Genomic DNA, 19,505 nt, shown 5'->3' with positions numbered 1-19,505 from the left:
ATAAAAGTCTAACTTTTTGGGGTCACTACAGAATTCTTTCGAAACTATTATTTTTCAATAGCATCATTACAGATGGTTTTAGAATGAAAGGTTCTGTATTTGAGAGGCGATAAACCATAATTAAGACGAAAGAGTTCAATAAAATGACTTAACTGATTGAAACCGACCGCTAATGAAATATCTGATACTGATTGAGATGTTTGTAATAGCAGATCTTTGGCTTGATTAAGCCGATAATTGTTTAAATATTTAATAGGTGATGTACTGGCATATTTATTGAATAAGGCGGTACATCTATTTTTATTGGTAAAAGCTTGCTTAGCAATAGCGGTTACGGTTAGTTGCTTGTCGTAATGACTGTGAATGTATTCAATCATCGCGTAGAATAGAGCCAGTTCTTTTTTGTTGACCGGTTTTGATTCTTCCTTGGTAAGTGGATAGAGTTGTTCAATGATTTCCATAATGAAATTAATAACTTCTAAATGATGAAATGGAGTATCGTCTAACTCTATAAAAGATTGCAACTGTTTTAGCTGATTTGGCTGTAGGGGTAACATGGCATAAGCGAGTGACGGGTTTTGGGTAATGGGATTAATAAAATGAGTTTGGATATAGTCAATAAATAAACTATCGGTAAAGTTTAGACAGAGTGAATGTGTATCTTGGTCTATTGTTTTTGACGTATGTAGTTGGTGAGGATTTACAAATAATAATGTATTTGGTGTTAAATGAAAGGTTTTATTATTAACACGATATTCTAATGATCCGGAAATAACCCAAGTCAGTTGGATTTCATTATGCCAGTGAATGGGCACCATGTCGGACGTAGCATGGACGAAATCCTGGGTATATACGGATAAAGGTAAATCAAGGGCTATATAGGGGAGGTTTTCGCGAAGCTCACTGGTGAAACTCATGGCAAATGCTTGCCCTTTATTTTTTGATTGTGGATGAGATTCTATCATAACTAATCCTCCTTTGATGATATGTCTTGATTTAAATTATAAAGGAATATTTATTACAATACAACATAATAAGTATGATAAAAAGTACAAATCAGATAAAAATACGTTCGTATTCGATAGTAAGAAAATCACGATACCCTTATACTTAGGGCATAGATAAGAAGTTCTATAGTGGATGTCAGTAGGTATAGGAGGAACTATTATGTTAAAAATTAACGAACAACGATTGTTGAATCGAATCAACCAACTTGGTGAAATCGGCATTGATGAAAATGGAGCCCGTACCAGAGCGGCTGCTTCCGATACGGAAAAAGCCGGGCGCGATCAGGTAGTGGCATGGATGAAAGAAGCCGGACTTCGTGTAGCAGTAGATTATATTGGTAATATTTTTGGGATATGGGAGACCGAGTCCAATAAACATGAAGCACCGATTATGATGGGTTCTCATATTGATACGGTTATTAATGCCGGCAAATATGACGGTTATTATGGAGTGTTGGCCGGCCTTGAAGTAATTCAAAGTTTACAGGAACAGCAGATTGTAACAAAATGTCCATTGGTTGTAGGAGCCTTTACCAATGAAGAAGGTATTCGTTACTCACCGGATATGATGGGCTCCCTTGTATATGCAGGAGGTCTTGATGTAAAAGAAGCCTAAGCTATTGTTGGTGTAGACGGCACGATTTTAGGAGAAGAATTAAAGCGTATCGGATATGAAGGGACAGAAGAACCGGGATTTATTAAACCTCGTGCGTATATTGAACTGCATATCGAGCAAGGCCCTATTTTAGATGTAGAAGGCATCTCTATCGGCGCTGTTGAAAATTTGAAAGGGATTTCTTGGCAACGAATTGAGATTAAAGGTGTAGCTAATCATGCAGGTACAACACCGACTAATATGAGAGTGGATGCGGGTTTGGCCGCAGCCAAGGTAATTACTTTTATGCGTGACCGTTGTAATCAGTCAGGTGGTACTACAGTAGCGACAACGGGTACGATTGCTTTTGAACCAAATGCGATTAATGTAATCCCATCAAAAGCTGTTTTTACAGTTGATGTACGCAACCCTAATGAGGAACGCTTAATAGCTGAAGAACAGGCTTTAGCGGCATACCTAAAAGAATTGGCAGTGACCGATAAGGTACAAATTAGTACGGAGCAATTAGTACGTTTTCAACCGGTACAATTTGATGAAACAATTGTAAGTATGGTGGAACAAGTGGCTAATGAAATGCATTTATCGAATCGTCGGATGACGTCCGGTGCCGGTCAAGATGCACAGATGATGGCGCGGATTTGCCCGTCGGCCATGATTTTTGTACCAAGTGTAAACGGTATTAGTCATAATCCGAAAGAATATACTAAAGACGAAGATATTTTTGCCGGAGCCAATGTATTCATTAATGTAATCAAAAATTTGGCGCAGTAAACAATCGATTTTCTTGAAGAAGATAAATTTCTAAGAAGAATTACAGTTAGTCTATGAATAACATAAGTTAAGGAGAATCCATGATAAATATTGTTCCTATTCAAAAAGATGTTAGATCTAGTGACTTTGATGCCTTGTTTACTGTTGCAAAGGCAAAAGCAGTTAAGGAATTCCACGAGAGTTTACCGGGGTACGAGGCAACACCGTTACGAGAACTAAGTGCATTAGCTAAACATGTGGGACTAAAAAATTTATTTGTAAAAGATGAAAGCTATAGATTTGAGTTGAATGCTTTTAAGGGCCTTGGTGGCAGTTATGCGCTGGCTGAAGTGATTGCTACAAAATTAAATATAACGCCGGCTGAAGTGAAAAATGTAGAGCCAAACAGTTTCACTTTTGTAACGGCTACCGATGGCAATCATGGACGCGGTATTGCTTGGGCTGCTAAGAATTTAAAACAGCAAGCTGTTGTGTATATGCCGAAAGGATCGGCTGTCGAACGATTGGAAAATATTCGTAAACTTGGTGCTACGGCAGAGATTACCGAACTGAACTATGATGATACAGTTCGTTTTGCTAAATCACAAGGTGACGCTAACGGTTGGATTTTGGTGCAAGATACGGCATGGCCGGGCTATGAGGAAATTCCCGGTTGGATTATGCAAGGCTATATGACAATGGCGTTAGAGGCTGTACAGTCTTTGGGAGATATTGTACCTACCCATATTTTCTTACAGGCCGGAGTTGGTGCTATGGCCGGAGCTTTAACCGGATTTTTCAATCATTATTATGGTGATAAGAAACCAACCATAATTTATGTAGAACCTAATAAGGCAGACTGTGTATTTCAGACAGTTAAAGCCAATGATGGTACCTTACATGCCGTGACGGGAGATTTAGATTCTATTATGGCCGGCCTTTGTTGTGGTGAGGTATGTACGGTAGGCTGGGAACAAATTCGTCAATTTGGCGATTACAGTGTGTCTTGCGATGATAAAGTTGCAGCCGATGGAATGCGTGTGTTGGGGAATCCGTTGTATGGTGATGAACAAATCATTTCAGGTGAAAGCGGTGCTGTTACAACCGGACTCGTTTATCGTCTTATGGTTGATGCGGATAAAGCGCCTATGCGTTCAGAGTTGGGATTAAATGAAGAATCTGTTGTTCTTTGTATCAGTACTGAAGGCGATACGGATACAGTTAATTATCGACGCATTGTTTGGGATGGTGCATGCGGTTTAATAAAGTAAATTTTGCTAATAAGGCACTTTGCAATGATTGCTCGCAAAGTGTCTTGTTTTTTATTATAATGAAATTATATTGAGTTTTTTGATTATAAATAAGGTATAATAAAATTAGAAATGGCTAAATTACGTCATTTGAATAAAAAAGCATGGAGGACTCTTATGAAAGATTTGTACTGTATGTTGGAGAGAGAGGTACTACCTGCTTTTGGTTGTACGGAGCCGATTGCGCTGGCCTTTGCGGCGGCGAAAGCGGTGGAAGTTTTGGGGGAATTTCCAAGCAGCTTGCACGCTGATTGCAGCGGCAACATCATTAAAAACGCGAAGAGCGTAACTATCCCGAATGCACAGGGGCGAACCGGTTTTTACTACAGTCTGATTTTGGGCGCTATTGTGGGTGATGCGTCTAAAGAACTGGAAGTACTCGAAGGTTTGACATCGGATGATGTGAAGCGGGCTGATGAATTATTTGAAAGTAATTTCTGTACCGTATCGTTGGCGGAAGGTGTGGCCAATCTGTACATCGCCGTAACCGCTAAAACGGCGGATCACGAAGTGAAGGTAACGGTTCAACAGAAACACACTAATATTACGCACATCGAAAAAGACGGGGAAGTTATATTTGATATGCCGTTGGAACAGATTTTGGCGGAAGAAGTGCAGATGACATTTGATGACTGCTATGAATTCGCTGAAGAGGCTGATTTTAAGCGGCTCAAAGAATTATTGCATCGTCAGTTTGAATATAATATGGCCATTGCCGAAGAGGGGATGAAAAACTCCTACGGTTCAAACATCGGTAAACTTATTATTGAAGATTCTGCCAGCATTGCGGATAAGGCACGTGCTTATGCGGCGGCCGGCTCCGATGCGCGCATGGGCGGTTGCAGCATGCCGGTTATGATTAACTGCGGCAGCGGCAATCAGGGAATTACCTTAGCCGTTCCTATTCATGTGTATGCTGAAGAATATGATGTGCCTGAAGAACGACGTTATCGTGCGTTGGCCTTGGCTAATGTGTTAGCACTTTATATTAAGCATGATATTGGGCGTTTGAGTGCCTATTGTGGTGTGGTGAGTGCCGCATCTGCTACGGCAGCAGGTATTGCGTACTTAACGGATGAGCCGAAAGAAGTGGTATGGGAAACCCTATCCAATGCACTGGTTGGTACATCCGGCGTGGTTTGTGACGGCGCCAAAGCATCGTGTGCCATGAAGATTGGTATGTCTCTGGGCAATGCGTTATTATCCTATCGCCAGGCGAAGTCGAATAATAGTTTTAAAAACGGTGACGGTATCGTTAAAGCTAATATCGATGAAACGGTGCATACGGTGGGGCGTATCGCTCGTGACGGTATGCGCGAGACGGACATTGTAATTTTAGAATCAATGATTGAAAAATAATATAGAGCAAAATAAAAATATTTCTAACTAGTCTCAAAACCGAATTATATCTATAATAGAAATATAAGGTATATCTAAGAAAGAGAGTGACTATAATGAGCAAAACAGTATTAATCACAGGTGCTACTTCGGGAATCGGCTGCGCTACGGCTTTAGCTTTTGCCAAAGCGGGGTATGACCTTTTATTATGCGCTCGTCGCTTGGAAGTATTGGAAAACATGAAAGCCGAATTCGAACCGGAATACGGCATCAAGGTAACTCCGTTTGCCCTTGATGTAACAAATCGTCAAGCAGTTACGGAAACGTTACCGGCGGTGATTGAAAAAGCCGGCGGTGTAGATATTCTTGTAAATAATGCAGGCTTGGCGCAAGGTCTCGATGCTTTCCAAGAAAGTTCCATCGATGATATTGAGCTCATGATTAATACAAATGTAAAAGGTTTGCTCTATGTATCACGTACCGTATTACCGTTCATGTTGGCTAAAAATGCCGGTCACATTATTAACTTAGGTTCTACGGCCGGTATTTATGCGTACGCTAAAGGCGCTGTATACTGTGCCACTAAAGCGGCTGTTAAAACACTGAGTGACGGTATCCGCATCGATACGATTGAGTCGGATATTAAAGTGACGACGATTCAACCGGGTATTGTGGAAACACCGTTCAGTGAAGTTCGTTTTCACGGTGATAAGGAAAAAGCGGCTGCTGTATATGCCGGCGTAGAAGCGTTGCAGGCGGAAGATATTGCGGACATTATCGTATTTGCCGCTACGCAGCCAAAACGCGTGCAGATTTCGGACATTACCATCATGGCCAATCAGCAGGCCACCGGTTTTATGATTGCAAAGAAATAAGAAATGACAGTTGCCTGTGGTGCCCATAAAGCACTACAGGCAATTGGTGGTTATATATCTTTTTCCGGCGGGCTAGTTATATTAGCATGTCGGTTACTTATGAGTTTGAATTTAAGATTGTAGTTAAAAGAGGAGTTCCTATGAATAGTGAAAACTGGGTCGGTTCCTTACCGGTTTGGGATAATTTTAAAATGTGTATGACTGAAAAATATTTAAAATTTGAAGGTCGTGCTACCCGTGGTGAGTACTGGAAATTTGTGCTCATTCAATTCGTTATTATAATTGTGTTGGAATTCTTAATCAGTATTTTCAGTATTGGTTCGACCTTCGAAGATATTTTGACCTTGGTAGTCACCTTACCGTTCATTTTGCCTTCGTTAGCGGTGCAGACCCGTCGGCTTCATGACTTGAACCGTAGTGCGTGGTGGCTTTTACTCCACTTCGTGCCCTATGCCGGTTCTTTTGTTTTGTTTATTTTCTCCGTCATGAAAGGGAATCCAGTACCTAATAAATACGGCCCCGTACCGGATTACAGCTATTACAGGGGCTAATGGAGCTTGAATATTAATACTGTTTTAACCTCTGAGCCCAAAAGCAAGGATTCAAACCGGGACTTGGAGTTTTACTATAGTAATTATTTTAAGCAGTAACGGAATGGGGGAATGCACCGGCAGCGTCTGGGAATGGCTTAACCACTTATTACGGGCGGTGGGCAACATTTGATTGATACTATATTTTACGTTTGAATTGTACGATTAAAAACTTAACATTGTGCCGATTTTAAATTTTTAAGTATATCAGTTGGTTATTTTACCGTGCCAGGGGGAAACTTATGAAAATAATTACGGTCAATAAGATTATGTGCAGTCATTATGTAGATGAAATCGAAGCTATTAAAAAGCACCCGTTCATAGTAACCGGGCGAGCTAAGGTAGCAGTTGACCAAGGTCGTGTATTGTTAGGACAAAATTCGGCGAAATGTGAAACAGTCAATCATGTTATTCATGACGAAATAAAGGCGCTCACACGAGGGATAAATGATAAAATTCCCGACCATTATCCGGGTGTTCACCCAACGTAAACGTTAAGATGTTTTGGTTTAATATTTATGATAATTCGGTGTGATACCGGTTTTCATAATTTGCATTTGATAAAGATTAATAATTAGTGTAGAATGTTCATTTATATCGTTTTATTGAATGATATACATGAATTTTTTTATAAGTGGTTGTTAGTTAAGGGTTTGCGTAGAGAGGAGTATTGGGATGAATTGTCAAAATTGTGGTAAAGAATTGGAGGCCGGGCAAGCATTTTGTTCACACTGTGGTCAAGATGTTGCTGCGGCAGAGACTTCGGTAGCAGCGACGTCAACAAATGCGGTGCCTGCGGTAGATGCGGATGGCTATCCTTTACATTGGGTGGGATCCTTACCGATTTGGGAAAACTTTAAGATGTGCATGACTAAAAAGTTCTTTACCATACAAGGTCGTGCTACACGGGGAGAGTATTGGAAGTTTTCTTTGGTGCATTATGTGATTGTAATTGTAGCGGCTCTAATTGGGTCGGTTATGGAGTCGAGTAAAATTGTTGAAAGCGTACTCAGTTTATTGAGCCTCGCATTATTTATGCCGTCATTAGCCGTAATGGTTCGACGACTTCATGACACCAATCGCAGTGCCTGGTGGTTAGTACTCATTTTAATTCCTTTCATAGGCACTATTGCGGGTATTGTTTTAATGCTTTTAAAAAATAATCCATTGCCTAATAAATATGGTTCTTTGCCTGATTACAGTAATTATCAAGGGTAATCGTGAGCAATTATTTAGTTAATTAAACATTGAATATTAAATTTATAAAACAGTCATTGGCTTTGATGAGGCAGGCTTTTCAAAAGTTCGTGAAAAGGTGCAGTCATAGCTTAGGGCTGTTTTTTTGTATACAAAAATGATTGAAAAAGTATGTTAGAATATAATTAGCAATATAATAATTTAATCGGCAATAAAAGTTAGAAGTGTTTAACTTTATTGTCGAATCATGTATACTATCTAAAAAAATGATTGCTGGGAGGTTTATTATGTATTGTAGTCATTGTGGTAAAGAATTGTCACCGGAAGCCAGGTTTTGTCCTAATTGCGGACAAATGCGCGTTGCGTCCACCGTACCGGTAGTGGCAAATCATCAGAAGAGTTCGCTGGAATTCACTGAAAATATAAAATTATGCCTTATTGAAAAGTACTGTACCATTGAAGGTCGTGCTACGCGCGGTGAGTACTGGAAGTTTATGTTATTTGTAGGGCTATTAATCCTTGTAGTTGAATTTCCGTTGATGTTTATTACCGGAATGTTTATGAATGTAGCCGACTCCAATGTACCGTTCTTCTTTTTCTTTTTTATCAGCGTAGCCGCTTGGCTAGCCTTGTTACCACCTATTATTACCTGTGAAATACGTCGTTATCATGATACCGGCTTCAGCGGTTGGTGGTATTTCTTACACCTTATTCCGGGCGGTAGTTTTATTCTCTTAATTTTTACGCTCTTGCCAAGTCAGATGTATGAAAATGAGTATGGACCGTTGCCGGATTATACGGATCATGTAAGCAAAAAGTGGTTCAACAATAAGAAAATTTCAGATATATAGGACATTTTGCGCTGTTTTTATTTTATAGGACAAAATGAGTTGTTTTTTAGGCCGATAAGATAAGTAGTTACCTAGTCTTATGGGTCTTTTAAAATGAACGCAAAAAAGCGATGGACCGGGGTCCATCGCTTTTTGTTAGGAGTATGTTTTATGCGGTATGTGGTATCAGTATTACTCTTCCGAACGTTTGGACGTGATAGAGCGGTAGAGGTAATAAACAAAGCCACAAAGTAAGAGAATGGATACAACCATGAAGCCTACTTTAAATGCAAATACCATCATTTTGAAGGAAATATACATAAATAAGCCGGCTAACAATAACATAATTAAAGATTTCATTTTACAAGTCTCCCTACTGTTATAATTTAATGTCTACTTTTTATAAAGAAATATTTAAGCCATCTAATTGTTTTTTTAGTTGATTAAAATTAGCTTCCGCTAAATCTAGTTTTTCAACGGTATCTAACGTTTTGAAATTAAGATTTCTTTTTTCAGATTTTATTTTGTCTATGAATGTCTGTTTAGTTTCGCTATCTAAGTCAGATGTTGATACTCTGTAAAGATATTTTGTATATAATTCACCTAAACCTTCAATAAGAGTAAATGCTTTGTATTCATAAAGAGAATTATCCATTTTTTACACCTTTCTAATACGAAAACTTTAAATTTTCTTGATGTACATAAAAAATGACAAAATAACATTATGGTACAATCGATTATTTGGCTTGATTATTGTGCTGTTTACAAGCACAGGGCTTGCTGTTTTTTTTAAATTATAGCAAATTCGGGAGTAAATCGCAAATTATCGATATGAAAATGATGGTATGTTGTGATTATGTTGCCGGAATAATTTGGTTCTAAATAAAATTTGCTGTTCGGATTATTCTATTTTTTCGGCTGTTTCGGAAAAATAAAGGTTTTTTCAAATTCACAGAACAGCTTTAAGAGTGGCGTATCTAAGTAGGACAAGGCGGTATCACCGATTTCTCGCGAAATTCCGAAGAACGGTTCAGCAATAGAGCCGGCAATAGCTGCCAAGGTATCGCTGTCGCCGCCGATGGAAATGGCATTGCGAATGGTATCTTCAAAGTCGTTACCTTCAAGAAAGGCTACAACGGCTTGCGGTACCGTTCCTTTACAACTACCTTGAAATGTGTAGGTAGGACGAATTCCGTCAATGGTGAAATTCAAGTCATAATAATTATCTTGGACAAACTTGCGAATTTCGTCTTTGGAAGCACCGGTACGTGCTAAATAAATGGCACCGGCCGTAGCTTGCGCGCCGGCAATACCGTCTGGGTGGTTATGAGTGACAGCCGTTACGGTGTGAGCTAAATTAAGGACTTCTTCTAAGCTGTCGCCGGCGTAGGCACAGCCGCTGACACGCATGGCCGCACCGTTCCCAAAACTGTTGTATGGTTTTGGGTCTTTTTCATAGAGCCATTAGTAAAACATGCCGCCATAGTCGTAATTAGGACCATGATAAGCTCGTCCCAGAATACGCATAGACATTACGGTTGTTTGAGCCAGCTTTTCAGGGGGAGCCGTAGCAGCCTTTAATAAAGCATTACCAATGGCTATGGTCATCACGGAATCATCGGTAGCATGACAAGGGGGTTTAAAAAGTTCAAATTCTTTAGACTTCAGATTGTCCCATTCAAAACGGGAGCCTACAACGTCGCCTACAATTGCACCTAACATAGTAATACGCCTCCTCATATCCAACACCTAATTCAATTAAAAAAACGATGAATATTCAGGTTAAAAAACCAAAAAATATCGTTAGGCTTATATTATACCACATGCTTTTTACGATAAATATAGAGGCTAAGTTCAATGAATTTTATCAAGATACTTGAAATGTGATTATAAAATGAAGTCGTTAAAAGTTAAAAGAGGGAAACTTTCAATGTGTGTGGAACTCTTTACTTATAGAGTAAGTCTCCAATTTATGAAATGAGGATTTTTTGCAAAAGGTTTAGGGGAATAGTAAATAGGTTTAGGAGAATAGTAAATAGGTTTAGGGGTACAGTCAATCGGGGAGGATGGTATGGATTATTGGGGTCTAATACGGCGAATTATTATCGGAGTTTTAATCATGGCGTCAGCGTCGATAATGGTTTCCACAAACAGTGTGGATAAAGTATTTGAACAGGCCACCAGATGGGTTGGTTACTGGGAGCAGGGTAAAAAAGCATTAGGTTTAGAGTCCGATACTAAAGAGACAACTACATCAGCGGCCAAGGGCGAAATTGCAACCGAAGCCAAGGATACGTCAAAAGATGTGCTGGAGCTTAAGGAGCTCGAAAGTGCGTTGACCACGTTTGTAAATTATCATTTGTTTCTTACGGAGCATAAGTATGCCCGTGCGTATCAATTGCTTTCCGATAATTACCAACAGAATGTGGCCGGTAATTATGAGACCTGGGTTAACAGCTTTAGCGCAACCAAAGGAGTTGTCGTATCTTCAATGGATTTAGTTTCACAAACCGAGGATACGATTATCATTAAATATACATTACATAAGTTGGTCGATGAAGGTAACGATACGGTGCGTAGGGAATTTGCCGGTGAAGCGACGCTGCGCAAAGATGGACCGGTTTGGTTAATCGATGAAATTAAAGAGAAATCGTTGTAAGAAGGAGGAGGTTAGCATGTATCAACGCAATGATAAGGGACAGATTATTGGGGCTTGTGTACTGGGGGTATTTTTATTTTTTGGTAATATGTATATGTCCTATGCCAATACGATGAGCGTATTGGAGGAAGCGGCTGATTATGCCGATGAAAGTTATCAGGAACGAAATCAGCAAATACTGAATACGACAGCCAAAGAAGTGACCACGTTAACATCAAATGGTGTGACCACTACGGCAACTGAAACAGTAACTAAAACACAACCGGTAGTAAAACCTAAATCATCCGATCCAAAAACATTGGCCGCTGACAGTGCTATGAACACATTTAGAACATATCATCAGATGATTACTGATGGTGATATTTCTAAGGCCTATGATTTGTTATCTGAAAATTATAAGCGAGAAGGGGGCAATTCTTTTTATGATTGGTCCATGGGGTATATCAAAACCAAGGAAAGTATAGTGGATTCTATGCGCGTTATTTCCCAAACAGATGACACGATTGTGATTCAGTATACGTTGCATGCGGAAGACTATACAGGTAACAAGGGCGACACGGTGGCGAGCAAATTTGCCGGCGAAGTGACGATGCGTAAACAAGGGTCGGGCTGGCTTATTGATGATATGTCGGCCCGTAAGATTTAGAAGTGAGGCGAATTAATGAAAGGCAGAAAAGGTCTTAAACGGCTTGGATTTTTAATGGCTTTGCTTATGGCTTTAGTGGTTATGGCAGGGTGCGGCTCTGATACAAAGCCCCAGGCTAAGGAAGAAATTTGGCAAAAGACGGATTTGACGGCCGAGCAAAAAGTAGACTCATTACTTGAGTCCATGAGTGATGAAGAAAAAGTCGGCCAGCTGATTTTATTCGGCATGCAAGGGACTCAGGTAAACGACGATGTGCGCTATATGCTGAGCGAATACAAAATGGGCGGCATTATTTTGTTTGACCGCAACATGGAATCCAAAGAACAGGTTGCAGCGTTGATTCAAGATTTACAGAAAGCGGCTCGCCAAAGTGAAAAAGCACCGCTCTTTGTAGCTATAGATCAGGAAGGCGGCTGGGTGGCGCGCCTGAGCAGTGAGCTTGTAAAAGTACCGGCCGCTGAACAGCTGGGGCAAGGTACACCGGCGGAAGCAGCAAAACTAGCATTAGAAAGTGGTAAAGAGTTAAAATCATTAGGTTTTAATGTGAACTTTGCACCGGTTGCCGATTTGGGCCTTGCCGATGAACGTTCTTACGGCACCACCGCGGCTGAAGTCATTCCATTTGTTAAGGCGGTGGGCAATGCTTACCATGAAGCGGGGCTTATTTATTCGTTAAAGCATTTTCCGGGTATCGGTCGTACCGTGACGGACTTACATAAAGAGGGCAATACGATTGACGCATCGGCCGATGAATTATGGGCCACCGATTTAAAGCCCTTTGAGACGATCATACAATCGGTGAATAACGACGACTATATGGTCATGGTTTCCCATGCGGTTTACAGCAATCTCGATGATACCATGCCGGCCAGCTTGTCTAAGGTTATTATGCAAGATATTTTACGTCAAAAGCTGGGATATAAAGGTGTCATCATTACGGATGATATGGAAATGGGCGCCGTTGCCAATCATTACAGTTTTGGCGATATGAGTGTTAAGGCTGTTAACGCCGGTGTGGATATTGTGCTTATCGGTCAAGAGTACAATCACGCCATCGAGGGTTATAATGCGATTTTAAAGGCCGTGCGCAGCGGTGACATCTCCAAAGACCGCTTAAATGATGCGGTGCGTCACATATTAATGTTGAAAATCAGCCATAATTTGGCATGGTAATAGTTATTAATTCGTAAGGAATAGATGGAAAACGGGGAATAGGTAAAGGAGTGGAATTATGTACTGTACAAAATGCGGAGCTAAACTTGGGGAAGGCAGTCGTTTTTGTTCGAAATGCGGCACGGCCGTCGGTGAAATAGCCATGCCGGACGTGAGTGAACCGGCGCAGCCGAAAAAGGAACAGCAAGGAGAACAATTCAAGAAGGATAGTCAATTCAGCCAGCCGGTTTATGTAGAGGAGCCGGTGGCAGATGATTCGTCAGATGGCAATCAGCCAAAAGAAGTCGGTGTTAATAATCAAGTGCCGGCGGCAAAGCCACAGTCCTCTAATACGCACTATGCCAATTGGGAGAATGGTGAAGGTTATCCGCCTAACTGGGTGGGTTCCCTATCTTTAATCGATAATTATATTATGTGTCTTAAGGATAAATATGCTGATTTCAAGGGGCGGGCTACGCGCGGTGAATTTTGGCGCTTTGTGTTGGCCCAATGGGTAGTAGGCTCGCTGTTAACGCTTATTTTTAGTGTTATTTCGGATTTTGGCAGTATTATAAGCAGTGTAATCGGCCTGGCTTTTATCATACCTTCCATAGCCGTACAGGTACGGCGGCTCCATGATATCGGTCGTACGGGCTGGTGGTATTTAATCGTATTTGTACCATTTGGTGTTATCGTTCTGTTAATTTTCAGCATACAGCAGAGTCAACCGGAAACGAATCAATATGGGCCGTTACCGGATTATTCCAACTATGAGAAATCAGAGTTTTCGAGCCGTTATTTTGGTAAAATATAAAACTCTTAAAAAAATCTCTTGACAAAGTATATATGTATGTGCGAAAATAGCAATAATCAAATGAGATATGTGATGAACAGGTATAAAGAACTATTTAGTTGCTTACAGAGAGTTGCCGGTCGGTGCGAGGCAATAGAACGGATAGTATCGAAACTCGCCTCGGAGCATTGCGGCTGAACTGAAGTAAGCCGTGACGGTAGTTCCGTTATAACTGCAAGAGAACCAACTAGGGTGGTACCGTGTTATAGTTTATGATGCCCCTGGAACACATTATGTGATTCCGGGGGCTTTTTTGTTAGATGAAAAAATAAATGAAAATTTTACTTCAAGTCTAAATTTTAAATTTTCAGGTCTCAAGTCTTACTTCATCCGGCAAAAATCATAGCTGTTAATAGGCTGCTATTAATGTATATAACGCCCCTGGACGTACAGTTTTACTGTGCATCCGGGGGCGTTTTTATATTATCCGAGTCAAGATTTTTTAAGAAGAATAGTTTAAAAATAATGGCGTGACGGTTCTTTTGAGAAAAAAGAGAGAGAATGCATTGTGGGTGAGAGCATGATGCACTGGGGACTCATTTGAGCGAGAAGAGAGGAACCGGTCCCGTGGGTGAGAGCGCGGGGCTGAGCCGGTTCGCTTAAGAAATGATGAGTCTTAGTATGGCGGGTGAGAGCGCTGTACTGATGAAATTTTGGGTAAACAAAGAGTGGCGCTAAACATATAGGGCGCTTAGTTGAGAAATAAGAGAGCGAAAAGAGAGGGAATGTATATGACACAGGGGCAAGCAACTGATCAAGTCAACGAAGTAACAAATCAAGCAGTTAACCAGACAGCCAATAATGTAGTAAATCAGGATCGAGTTTATTTTTTCGATACAACCTTGCGTGACGGTGAACAGAGCCCGGGCGTATCATTACAGACGCCGGAGAAGATTGAAATTGCGCAGAACTTGGTACGCTTAGGCATTGATGTGATTGAAGCGGGCTTTCCGGCTGCATCGCCGGGGGACTTTGAAGCGGTTAAAAAAATCGCCGATGAAGTAAAAGGCGCCACTATTTGCGGCTTGGCCAGAGCCAATAAGGCAGACATTGAGCGCACCGCGGAAGCTTTGAAAGGCGCTGAGCATAGCCGTTTGCATGTGTTTATTGCCACCAGCGATATTCACTTAGAATATAAATTGAAAAAAACGCGCGATGAAGTCATTGAAATCGTAAAAGACTGCTTAGCTTTTGCAGCCGGCAAATTTGATGAAATCGAGTTTTCCGCCGAAGATGCATCGCGTACCGACTTGGATTATTTATGTGAAGTCTTTGGTGTTGCCATCGAAGGGGGCGCTACCATCCTGAACGTGCCGGATACGGTGGGCTATATGACGCCGGATGAGTTTGCTTATAAAATCCGTTACATCAAGGAGCATGTAAAGGACATCGACAAAGCCATCATCAGTGTTCATTGCCATGATGATTTGGGCATGGCCAACGCCAATACCTTGGCTGCCATTCAAGCGGGAGCCCGTCAGGTGGAAGGCACCATTAACGGTCTTGGCGAACGAGCCGGTAATGTGGGCATTGAAGAAGTTGTAATGGCTTTAAAAACTCGCGCCGATATTTACGGCGTAACCACCGCCATCGATACGAAACAGTTCACTCGTGTCAGCAAATTGGTCAGCAAATTGACGGGTATGGTGGTACCGCCGAATAAGGCGATTGTAGGGCGTAACGCTTTTGCCCATGAATCGGGTATTCATCAGCACGGTATGTTGAATAATCCGACCACCTATGAAATTATGACACCGGAAAGTGTGGGGGCAGAAAAAACGAGCATCGTCCTTGGCAAACATTCCGGCCGTCATGCCTTTGAAAGCCATTTGGAGGGCATGGGCTTTAAGTTTGATACGGCCAAAGTGAACGACTTATTCGCTAAATTCAAAGCCTTGGCGGATCGTAAAAAAGAGATTTTTGACGAAGACATTTTGGCTTTAGTTATCGACAATATCGACCATGTAAAAGCAGTGGAACTTGTCCATCATCATTATAAATCTAACGAACGAGGCTATGCTTACGCCGATGTACGTTTGAAAACACCGCAAGGTATTCGCGAAGATGCGGCGGTCGGTGACGGTTCGGTAGATGCGTCGTTAAAAGCGGCACAGCGTGTTATCGGTTTGCCGATTGAACTCAAGGATTATCAGGTACGAGCCGTAACGGAAGGGCAGGATGCGCTTGGTGAAGTGCAGGTAACGATTGAATATAAAGGCCGCCGATATAACGGACGCGGCGTGAGCACCGATGTAATTTCATCCAGTGTGTTGGCCTATATTAATGCTGTAAACTATGTGTATTTGGCAGAAGAAATTGAGCAGGAAATAGCACAGGACATAGAATAAACATTACGCTACGAAGTTTTGAGAGAGCTTCATGGTGTATTACAGCTGATAGAGCGTAAGTCTGAGGCACAAGAGAATGTAGTTTAAGACATAAGAGAATGTATTTTAAGACATAAGAGAAAATAGTTTGAGAGCTTAAGAGAGTTGAGGAGGATTTCGTTATGGGGATGACGATGACAGAGAAGAACATGGCGCGCCACGCCGGCGTAGACGTGGTGAAAGCAGGCGATATTATTGAGTGCAAGGTAGATGCGGTATTGATGAATGACATTACCTTTCCGCCGGCACTGAAAGAATTCAGAAAAATAGGTAAACCTGTGTTTGACCGTGACCGTATTTATTTGGTGCCCGACCATTTCACGCCGAATAAGGACATAAAATCGGCGGAGCAAGCCAAAGTAATGCGTGATTTTGTAAAAGCCGAAAAGATTACTCATTATTTTGAAGTGGGCCGCATGGGTATCGAACATGTATTATTGCCGGAACAGGGCTTGGTAGCACCAGGAGATATGATTATCGGGGCGGATTCACATACCTGCACTTATGGAGCGCTTGGCGCTTTTGCCACCGGCGTAGGCTCTACTGATGCGGGCGTAGCTATGGCCATGGGACAGACTTGGTTCAAAGTGCCGGAAGCCATTAAGGTAGAACTTATGGGTAAGCCGAATCGCTGGGTAACCGGCAAGGATATCGTGCTTGAACTTATCGGTCGCATTGGTGTAGATGGAGCACGTTATAAGGCTATTGAATTCACCGGTGACGGCGTAGCCCATTTGGCTATGGCCGATCGCTTAACTATCTGTAATATGGCTATTGAAGCGGGCGGTAAATGTGGTGTATTCCCGTACGATGAAAGAACTGAAGCGTATGTAACCGGCCGGGTAAAACGTGATTTTACACCGGTTGCTGCGGACGAAGATGCCGTTTACAGCGAAACCGTGATTATTGATTTAGCAGCGTTAAAGCCGGTAGTAGCCTTCCCGCATTTACCATCGAATACGCATTATGTAGATGAAATTGCAAAGGACATCGCGATTGACCAGGTAATCATCGGGTCCTGTACGAACGGCCGTTATGAAGACTTAGCGGCGGCAGCAGCTATTTTTAAAGATCGTAAAGTAGCTGACTTCGTTCGTTGCATCGTTATTCCGGGTAGTCAGGCTGTGTATGATGAGGCCATTAAAACAGGTTTGGTAGATATTTTTGTAGATGCCGGTTGTGCGGTGAGCACGCCGACTTGCGGACCTTGCTTAGGCGGCTATATGGGCATTATGGCGGCCGGTGAACGCACTGTGTCGACGACGAATCGTAATTTCAGAGGCCGTATGGGTCATGTAGATAGTGAAGTATATTTGGTAAGCCCTTATGTGGCGGCGGCCAGTGCCGTTTTGGGACGCATTGCCGGTCCGGAGGAGGTATAATATGGATTTTCAAGGAAAAATTTGGCGCTACGGCGACAATGTAGATACAGATGTAATTATTCCGGCCCGCTATTTGGCCATTGCCGATATGCAGGAGCTCGCCACCCACGCCATGGAAGATATTGATACTACTTTTGCACCGAATGTGAAGCCCGGTGATATTATGGTGGCCGGTAAAAATTTCGGTTGCGGCTCCTCCCGTGAGCATGCACCGGCGGTTATTAAGGCAAATGGTGTGCCTTGTATCATTGCTCACAGTTTTGCCCGCATCTTCTTTCGCAATGCGATTAACATCGGTTTGCCGGTGATTGAAATCGGTGATGCTGTTGAAAAAATCAAAGCCGACCATGAAGTGGGCGTAGATATGAGTACCGGCGAAGTGCATAATTTGACGACCGGCGAAGTGTATCAAGGGACTGCTTTGCCACCATTTGTACAGGCTATCGCCAAGGCCGGCGGGTTGGTGAATTTTGCCAAACAACGCAGTGAGGCTTAATCGCTGCACCGGGGCATGAAGTATCTGTTAATATAGTTAGCAGGTAATGCGTATAAGAACTTCACTATCTTTTTGCATTTTGGGTATTGAGATTTTGAGAAAAATAGAGGGAATATAAATGAGTCAAACAAAAACGGTTGTCGCTATTAATGGCGACGGAATCGGCCGTGAAATTGTGGCGGCGGCACGCCGTATAGTTGATGCGGCTGTGACAAAAGATAATATAACGATAGAATGGGTTGAAAAAAAGGCCGGCGGTGAAGCCATCGATGCCTATGGCGAGCCATTGCCGGCGGAGACGATTAAAGCTTGTGAAACGGCGGATGCTGTTTTGCTAGGGGCGGTTGGTGGCCCGCAGTGGGATGATGTTGCCCCATCTATTCGCCCCGAAAAAGCAATTCTCGGTCTTCGTAAAGCTTTAGGTCTTTTTTGTAATTTACGACCGGTTCGCATTTTTAAAGCCTTACAAGATTATTCACCGTTAAAGCCGGAACTGGTACAAAATGTAGATTTTGTCATTGTCCGTGAATTGACCGGGGGTATTTATTTCGGAGAACGTGAAGAAGCGGAAGGGGAAGGTCCCAATGAATTGGCATGGGATAAGGAAACGTATCATCGCTATGAAGTTGAGCGCATCATGGATGTGGCCATTGAAACGGCGGCTAAACGTCGCGGTAAGATTACCAGTGTGGATAAAGCCAATGTGTTGGCCTCCTCCCGCTTATGGCGTAAGATTGCCCAAGAGAAAGCGGCGGCTAATCCGGAAATTGATATGGACTATTTGTATGTAGATAATACGGCTATGCAGCTTGTAGTCAATCCCGGCCAGTTTGATGTTATCGTTACGACCAATTTATTCGGCGATATTTTAAGTGACGAAGGCGCCGTTGTGTCCGGCTCACTGGGTCTCTTGCCATCCGCTTCCATCGGTACGGGTACTGCGTTATATGAACCAATCCACGGTTCCGCACCGGATATTGCAGGCCGAGGCATTGCCAATCCTTTGGGCACCATTTTGTCGGCCGCCATGATGTGTCGTTATTCGTTGAACGCACCTAAGGCCGCTGATGCTATTGAAGCAGCCGTTGAAAAAGCCTTGGAAGCGGGTTATCGTACGGGCGATATTTATAAGGACGGCATGCAACGGGTCGATACAAATGGCATGACAGCAGCGGTTTTACAATATATTTAACTAACTTAGCTCAGCCTATTTAATGTCAATTACCTATATTTTCAAACCTTAACTTTAGATAGGGTAAAATATAATGTAGGAAAAGTGCTGCTGATTTGTCCTATAATTTGCTAACTTAAAAGGCGATAAATTCAGAAATAAACTGAACTTATCGCCTTTTTGAATTTTGAAACCACATATTTTCTTATATGTGCCTATATGTGTTTATGTGTGTTTAAATATGTT

General features: G+C 42.0%; 20 protein-coding genes, 1 pseudogene and 1 other annotated feature. Of the genes and pseudogenes, 17 read left to right on the top strand and 4 right to left on the bottom strand.

Translation table 11 applies throughout. From position 1 onward, the window contains the following. Window positions 1–47: 47 nt before the first annotated feature. Entirely contained in the window at window positions 48–965 is a 918-nt protein-coding gene (locus tag QZL64_RS00785) for an AraC family transcriptional regulator (RefSeq protein ID WP_021840161.1), read from the bottom strand. A 202-nt stretch (window positions 966–1,167) separates the two neighbouring features. Between QZL64_RS00785 and QZL64_RS14520 the strand changes: the two genes are divergently transcribed. The 9 genes from QZL64_RS14520 (at window position 1,168) to QZL64_RS00745 (ending at window position 8,534) form a co-directional block, all read left to right on the top strand. After that, complete coding sequence (locus tag QZL64_RS14520; RefSeq protein ID WP_021840160.1) at window positions 1,168–1,623, top strand: M28 family peptidase; 456 nt, start codon at window positions 1,168–1,170, stop codon at window positions 1,621–1,623. Between the two features lie 3 nt (window positions 1,624–1,626). Then, window positions 1,627–2,394, top strand: a complete 768-nt coding sequence (locus tag QZL64_RS00780; protein ID WP_369665147.1) for a hydantoinase/carbamoylase family amidase — start codon at window positions 1,627–1,629, stop codon at window positions 2,392–2,394. A gap of 80 nt (window positions 2,395–2,474) precedes the next feature. Further along, window positions 2,475–3,644 carry a diaminopropionate ammonia-lyase gene (gene dpaL / locus QZL64_RS00775; RefSeq protein ID WP_021840158.1) on the top strand — a complete coding sequence of 390 codons (1,170 nt, stop codon included), beginning with the start codon at window positions 2,475–2,477 and terminating at the stop codon, window positions 3,642–3,644. 156 nt (window positions 3,645–3,800) lie between these two features. After that, window positions 3,801–5,042, top strand: coding sequence for an L-cysteine desulfidase family protein (locus QZL64_RS00770; RefSeq protein WP_021840157.1), 1,242 nt, complete (start codon window positions 3,801–3,803; stop codon window positions 5,040–5,042). Window positions 5,043–5,137: 95 nt separating this feature from the next. Beyond that, complete coding sequence (locus tag QZL64_RS00765; protein ID WP_021840156.1) at window positions 5,138–5,896, top strand: SDR family NAD(P)-dependent oxidoreductase; 759 nt, start codon at window positions 5,138–5,140, stop codon at window positions 5,894–5,896. Between the two features lie 140 nt (window positions 5,897–6,036). After that, entirely contained in the window at window positions 6,037–6,447 is a 411-nt protein-coding gene (locus tag QZL64_RS00760; protein ID WP_021840155.1) for a DUF805 domain-containing protein, read from the top strand. Between the two features lie 281 nt (window positions 6,448–6,728). Continuing rightward, window positions 6,729–6,977: a hypothetical protein gene (locus QZL64_RS00755; protein WP_021840154.1), complete on the top strand. Its 249-nt coding sequence runs from the start codon at window positions 6,729–6,731 to the stop codon at window positions 6,975–6,977. A 184-nt stretch (window positions 6,978–7,161) separates the two neighbouring features. After that, window positions 7,162–7,704: a DUF805 domain-containing protein gene (locus QZL64_RS00750; protein ID WP_021840153.1), complete on the top strand. Its 543-nt coding sequence runs from the start codon at window positions 7,162–7,164 to the stop codon at window positions 7,702–7,704. A 266-nt stretch (window positions 7,705–7,970) separates the two neighbouring features. Beyond that, entirely contained in the window at window positions 7,971–8,534 is a 564-nt protein-coding gene (locus QZL64_RS00745; protein WP_021840152.1) for a DUF805 domain-containing protein, read from the top strand. 171 nt (window positions 8,535–8,705) lie between these two features. On the opposite strand, the gene QZL64_RS00740 is transcribed toward QZL64_RS00745, so the two are convergent. The 3 genes and pseudogenes from QZL64_RS00740 to QZL64_RS14515 all read right to left on the bottom strand — a co-directional run bounded on the left by QZL64_RS00740 (window position 8,706) and on the right by QZL64_RS14515 (window position 10,235). Next, window positions 8,706–8,873, bottom strand: coding sequence for a hypothetical protein (locus QZL64_RS00740; protein WP_021840151.1), 168 nt, complete (start codon window positions 8,871–8,873; stop codon window positions 8,706–8,708). A gap of 40 nt (window positions 8,874–8,913) precedes the next feature. Further along, window positions 8,914–9,168, bottom strand: a complete 255-nt coding sequence (locus QZL64_RS00735; RefSeq protein ID WP_021840150.1) for a hypothetical protein — start codon at window positions 9,166–9,168, stop codon at window positions 8,914–8,916. Between the two features lie 251 nt (window positions 9,169–9,419). Beyond that, window positions 9,420–10,235 (bottom strand): annotated as a pseudogene (locus tag QZL64_RS14515) (ADP-ribosylglycohydrolase family protein). A gap of 349 nt (window positions 10,236–10,584) precedes the next feature. Between QZL64_RS14515 and QZL64_RS00720 the strand changes: the two are divergent. From QZL64_RS00720 to leuB, 8 genes are all read left to right on the top strand, one after another. Next, window positions 10,585–11,172 (top strand): hypothetical protein, encoded by a 588-nt coding sequence (locus QZL64_RS00720; RefSeq protein WP_021840147.1) that lies wholly within the window; start codon window positions 10,585–10,587, stop codon window positions 11,170–11,172. A 16-nt stretch (window positions 11,173–11,188) separates the two neighbouring features. Continuing rightward, on the top strand, window positions 11,189–11,818 hold the full coding sequence (locus QZL64_RS00715) for a hypothetical protein (protein WP_021840146.1): 630 nt from the start codon (window positions 11,189–11,191) through the stop codon (window positions 11,816–11,818). Window positions 11,819–11,833: 15 nt separating this feature from the next. Next, the gene (locus QZL64_RS00710; protein ID WP_021840145.1) at window positions 11,834–12,991 is read left to right on the top strand and encodes a glycoside hydrolase family 3 N-terminal domain-containing protein; all 1,158 of its coding nucleotides are present in this window, start codon (window positions 11,834–11,836) and stop codon (window positions 12,989–12,991) included. A gap of 58 nt (window positions 12,992–13,049) precedes the next feature. Further along, on the top strand, window positions 13,050–13,784 hold the full coding sequence (locus QZL64_RS00705) for a DUF805 domain-containing protein (protein WP_021840144.1): 735 nt from the start codon (window positions 13,050–13,052) through the stop codon (window positions 13,782–13,784). A gap of 63 nt (window positions 13,785–13,847) precedes the next feature. Then, window positions 13,848–14,049 (top strand) — a binding site (T-box leader). Window positions 14,050–14,554: 505 nt separating this feature from the next. Then, window positions 14,555–16,171, top strand: coding sequence for a 2-isopropylmalate synthase (locus QZL64_RS00700; RefSeq protein WP_021840143.1), 1,617 nt, complete (start codon window positions 14,555–14,557; stop codon window positions 16,169–16,171). 161 nt (window positions 16,172–16,332) lie between these two features. Beyond that, the gene (leuC, locus tag QZL64_RS00695) at window positions 16,333–17,592 is read left to right on the top strand and encodes a 3-isopropylmalate dehydratase large subunit (RefSeq protein ID WP_021840142.1); all 1,260 of its coding nucleotides are present in this window, start codon (window positions 16,333–16,335) and stop codon (window positions 17,590–17,592) included. A 1-nt stretch (window position 17,593) separates the two neighbouring features. After that, on the top strand, window positions 17,594–18,088 hold the full coding sequence (locus QZL64_RS00690; RefSeq protein WP_021840141.1) for a 3-isopropylmalate dehydratase small subunit: 495 nt from the start codon (window positions 17,594–17,596) through the stop codon (window positions 18,086–18,088). 118 nt (window positions 18,089–18,206) lie between these two features. Beyond that, entirely contained in the window at window positions 18,207–19,280 is a 1,074-nt protein-coding gene (leuB, locus tag QZL64_RS00685) for a 3-isopropylmalate dehydrogenase (RefSeq protein ID WP_021840140.1), read from the top strand. The last annotated feature ends 225 nt before the right edge of the window (window positions 19,281–19,505 follow it).

It is taken from the genome of Veillonella sp. CAG:933 (genome assembly GCF_000431435.1).
Taxonomy (GTDB): Bacteria; Bacillota; Negativicutes; order Veillonellales; family Veillonellaceae; genus Veillonella_A.
The sequence above is the reverse complement of the archived record's forward strand: the minus strand, read 5'-3'. Positions and strand labels throughout refer to the sequence as shown.

What these genes read in the sequence shown, in the direction of transcription:
- QZL64_RS00785 (WP_021840161.1), bottom strand. Translation starts at nt 965, where the DNA reads ATGATAGAATCTCATCCACAATCAAAAAATAAAGGGCAAGCATTTGCC.
- QZL64_RS14520 (WP_021840160.1), top strand. Translation starts at nt 1,168, where the DNA reads ATGTTAAAAATTAACGAACAACGATTGTTGAATCGAATCAACCAACTT.
- dpaL (WP_021840158.1), top strand. Translation starts at nt 2,475, where the DNA reads ATGATAAATATTGTTCCTATTCAAAAAGATGTTAGATCTAGTGACTTT.
- QZL64_RS00770 (WP_021840157.1), top strand. Translation starts at nt 3,801, where the DNA reads ATGAAAGATTTGTACTGTATGTTGGAGAGAGAGGTACTACCTGCTTTT.
- QZL64_RS00765 (WP_021840156.1), top strand. Translation starts at nt 5,138, where the DNA reads ATGAGCAAAACAGTATTAATCACAGGTGCTACTTCGGGAATCGGCTGC.
- QZL64_RS00760 (WP_021840155.1), top strand. Translation starts at nt 6,037, where the DNA reads ATGAATAGTGAAAACTGGGTCGGTTCCTTACCGGTTTGGGATAATTTT.
- QZL64_RS00755 (WP_021840154.1), top strand. Translation starts at nt 6,729, where the DNA reads ATGAAAATAATTACGGTCAATAAGATTATGTGCAGTCATTATGTAGAT.
- QZL64_RS00750 (WP_021840153.1), top strand. Translation starts at nt 7,162, where the DNA reads ATGAATTGTCAAAATTGTGGTAAAGAATTGGAGGCCGGGCAAGCATTT.
- QZL64_RS00745 (WP_021840152.1), top strand. Translation starts at nt 7,971, where the DNA reads ATGTATTGTAGTCATTGTGGTAAAGAATTGTCACCGGAAGCCAGGTTT.
- QZL64_RS00740 (WP_021840151.1), bottom strand. Translation starts at nt 8,873, where the DNA reads ATGAAATCTTTAATTATGTTATTGTTAGCCGGCTTATTTATGTATATT.
- QZL64_RS00735 (WP_021840150.1), bottom strand. Translation starts at nt 9,168, where the DNA reads ATGGATAATTCTCTTTATGAATACAAAGCATTTACTCTTATTGAAGGT.
- QZL64_RS00720 (WP_021840147.1), top strand. Translation starts at nt 10,585, where the DNA reads ATGGATTATTGGGGTCTAATACGGCGAATTATTATCGGAGTTTTAATC.
- QZL64_RS00715 (WP_021840146.1), top strand. Translation starts at nt 11,189, where the DNA reads ATGTATCAACGCAATGATAAGGGACAGATTATTGGGGCTTGTGTACTG.
- QZL64_RS00710 (WP_021840145.1), top strand. Translation starts at nt 11,834, where the DNA reads ATGAAAGGCAGAAAAGGTCTTAAACGGCTTGGATTTTTAATGGCTTTG.
- QZL64_RS00705 (WP_021840144.1), top strand. Translation starts at nt 13,050, where the DNA reads ATGTACTGTACAAAATGCGGAGCTAAACTTGGGGAAGGCAGTCGTTTT.
- QZL64_RS00700 (WP_021840143.1), top strand. Translation starts at nt 14,555, where the DNA reads ATGACACAGGGGCAAGCAACTGATCAAGTCAACGAAGTAACAAATCAA.
- leuC (WP_021840142.1), top strand. Translation starts at nt 16,333, where the DNA reads ATGGGGATGACGATGACAGAGAAGAACATGGCGCGCCACGCCGGCGTA.
- QZL64_RS00690 (WP_021840141.1), top strand. Translation starts at nt 17,594, where the DNA reads ATGGATTTTCAAGGAAAAATTTGGCGCTACGGCGACAATGTAGATACA.
- leuB (WP_021840140.1), top strand. Translation starts at nt 18,207, where the DNA reads ATGAGTCAAACAAAAACGGTTGTCGCTATTAATGGCGACGGAATCGGC.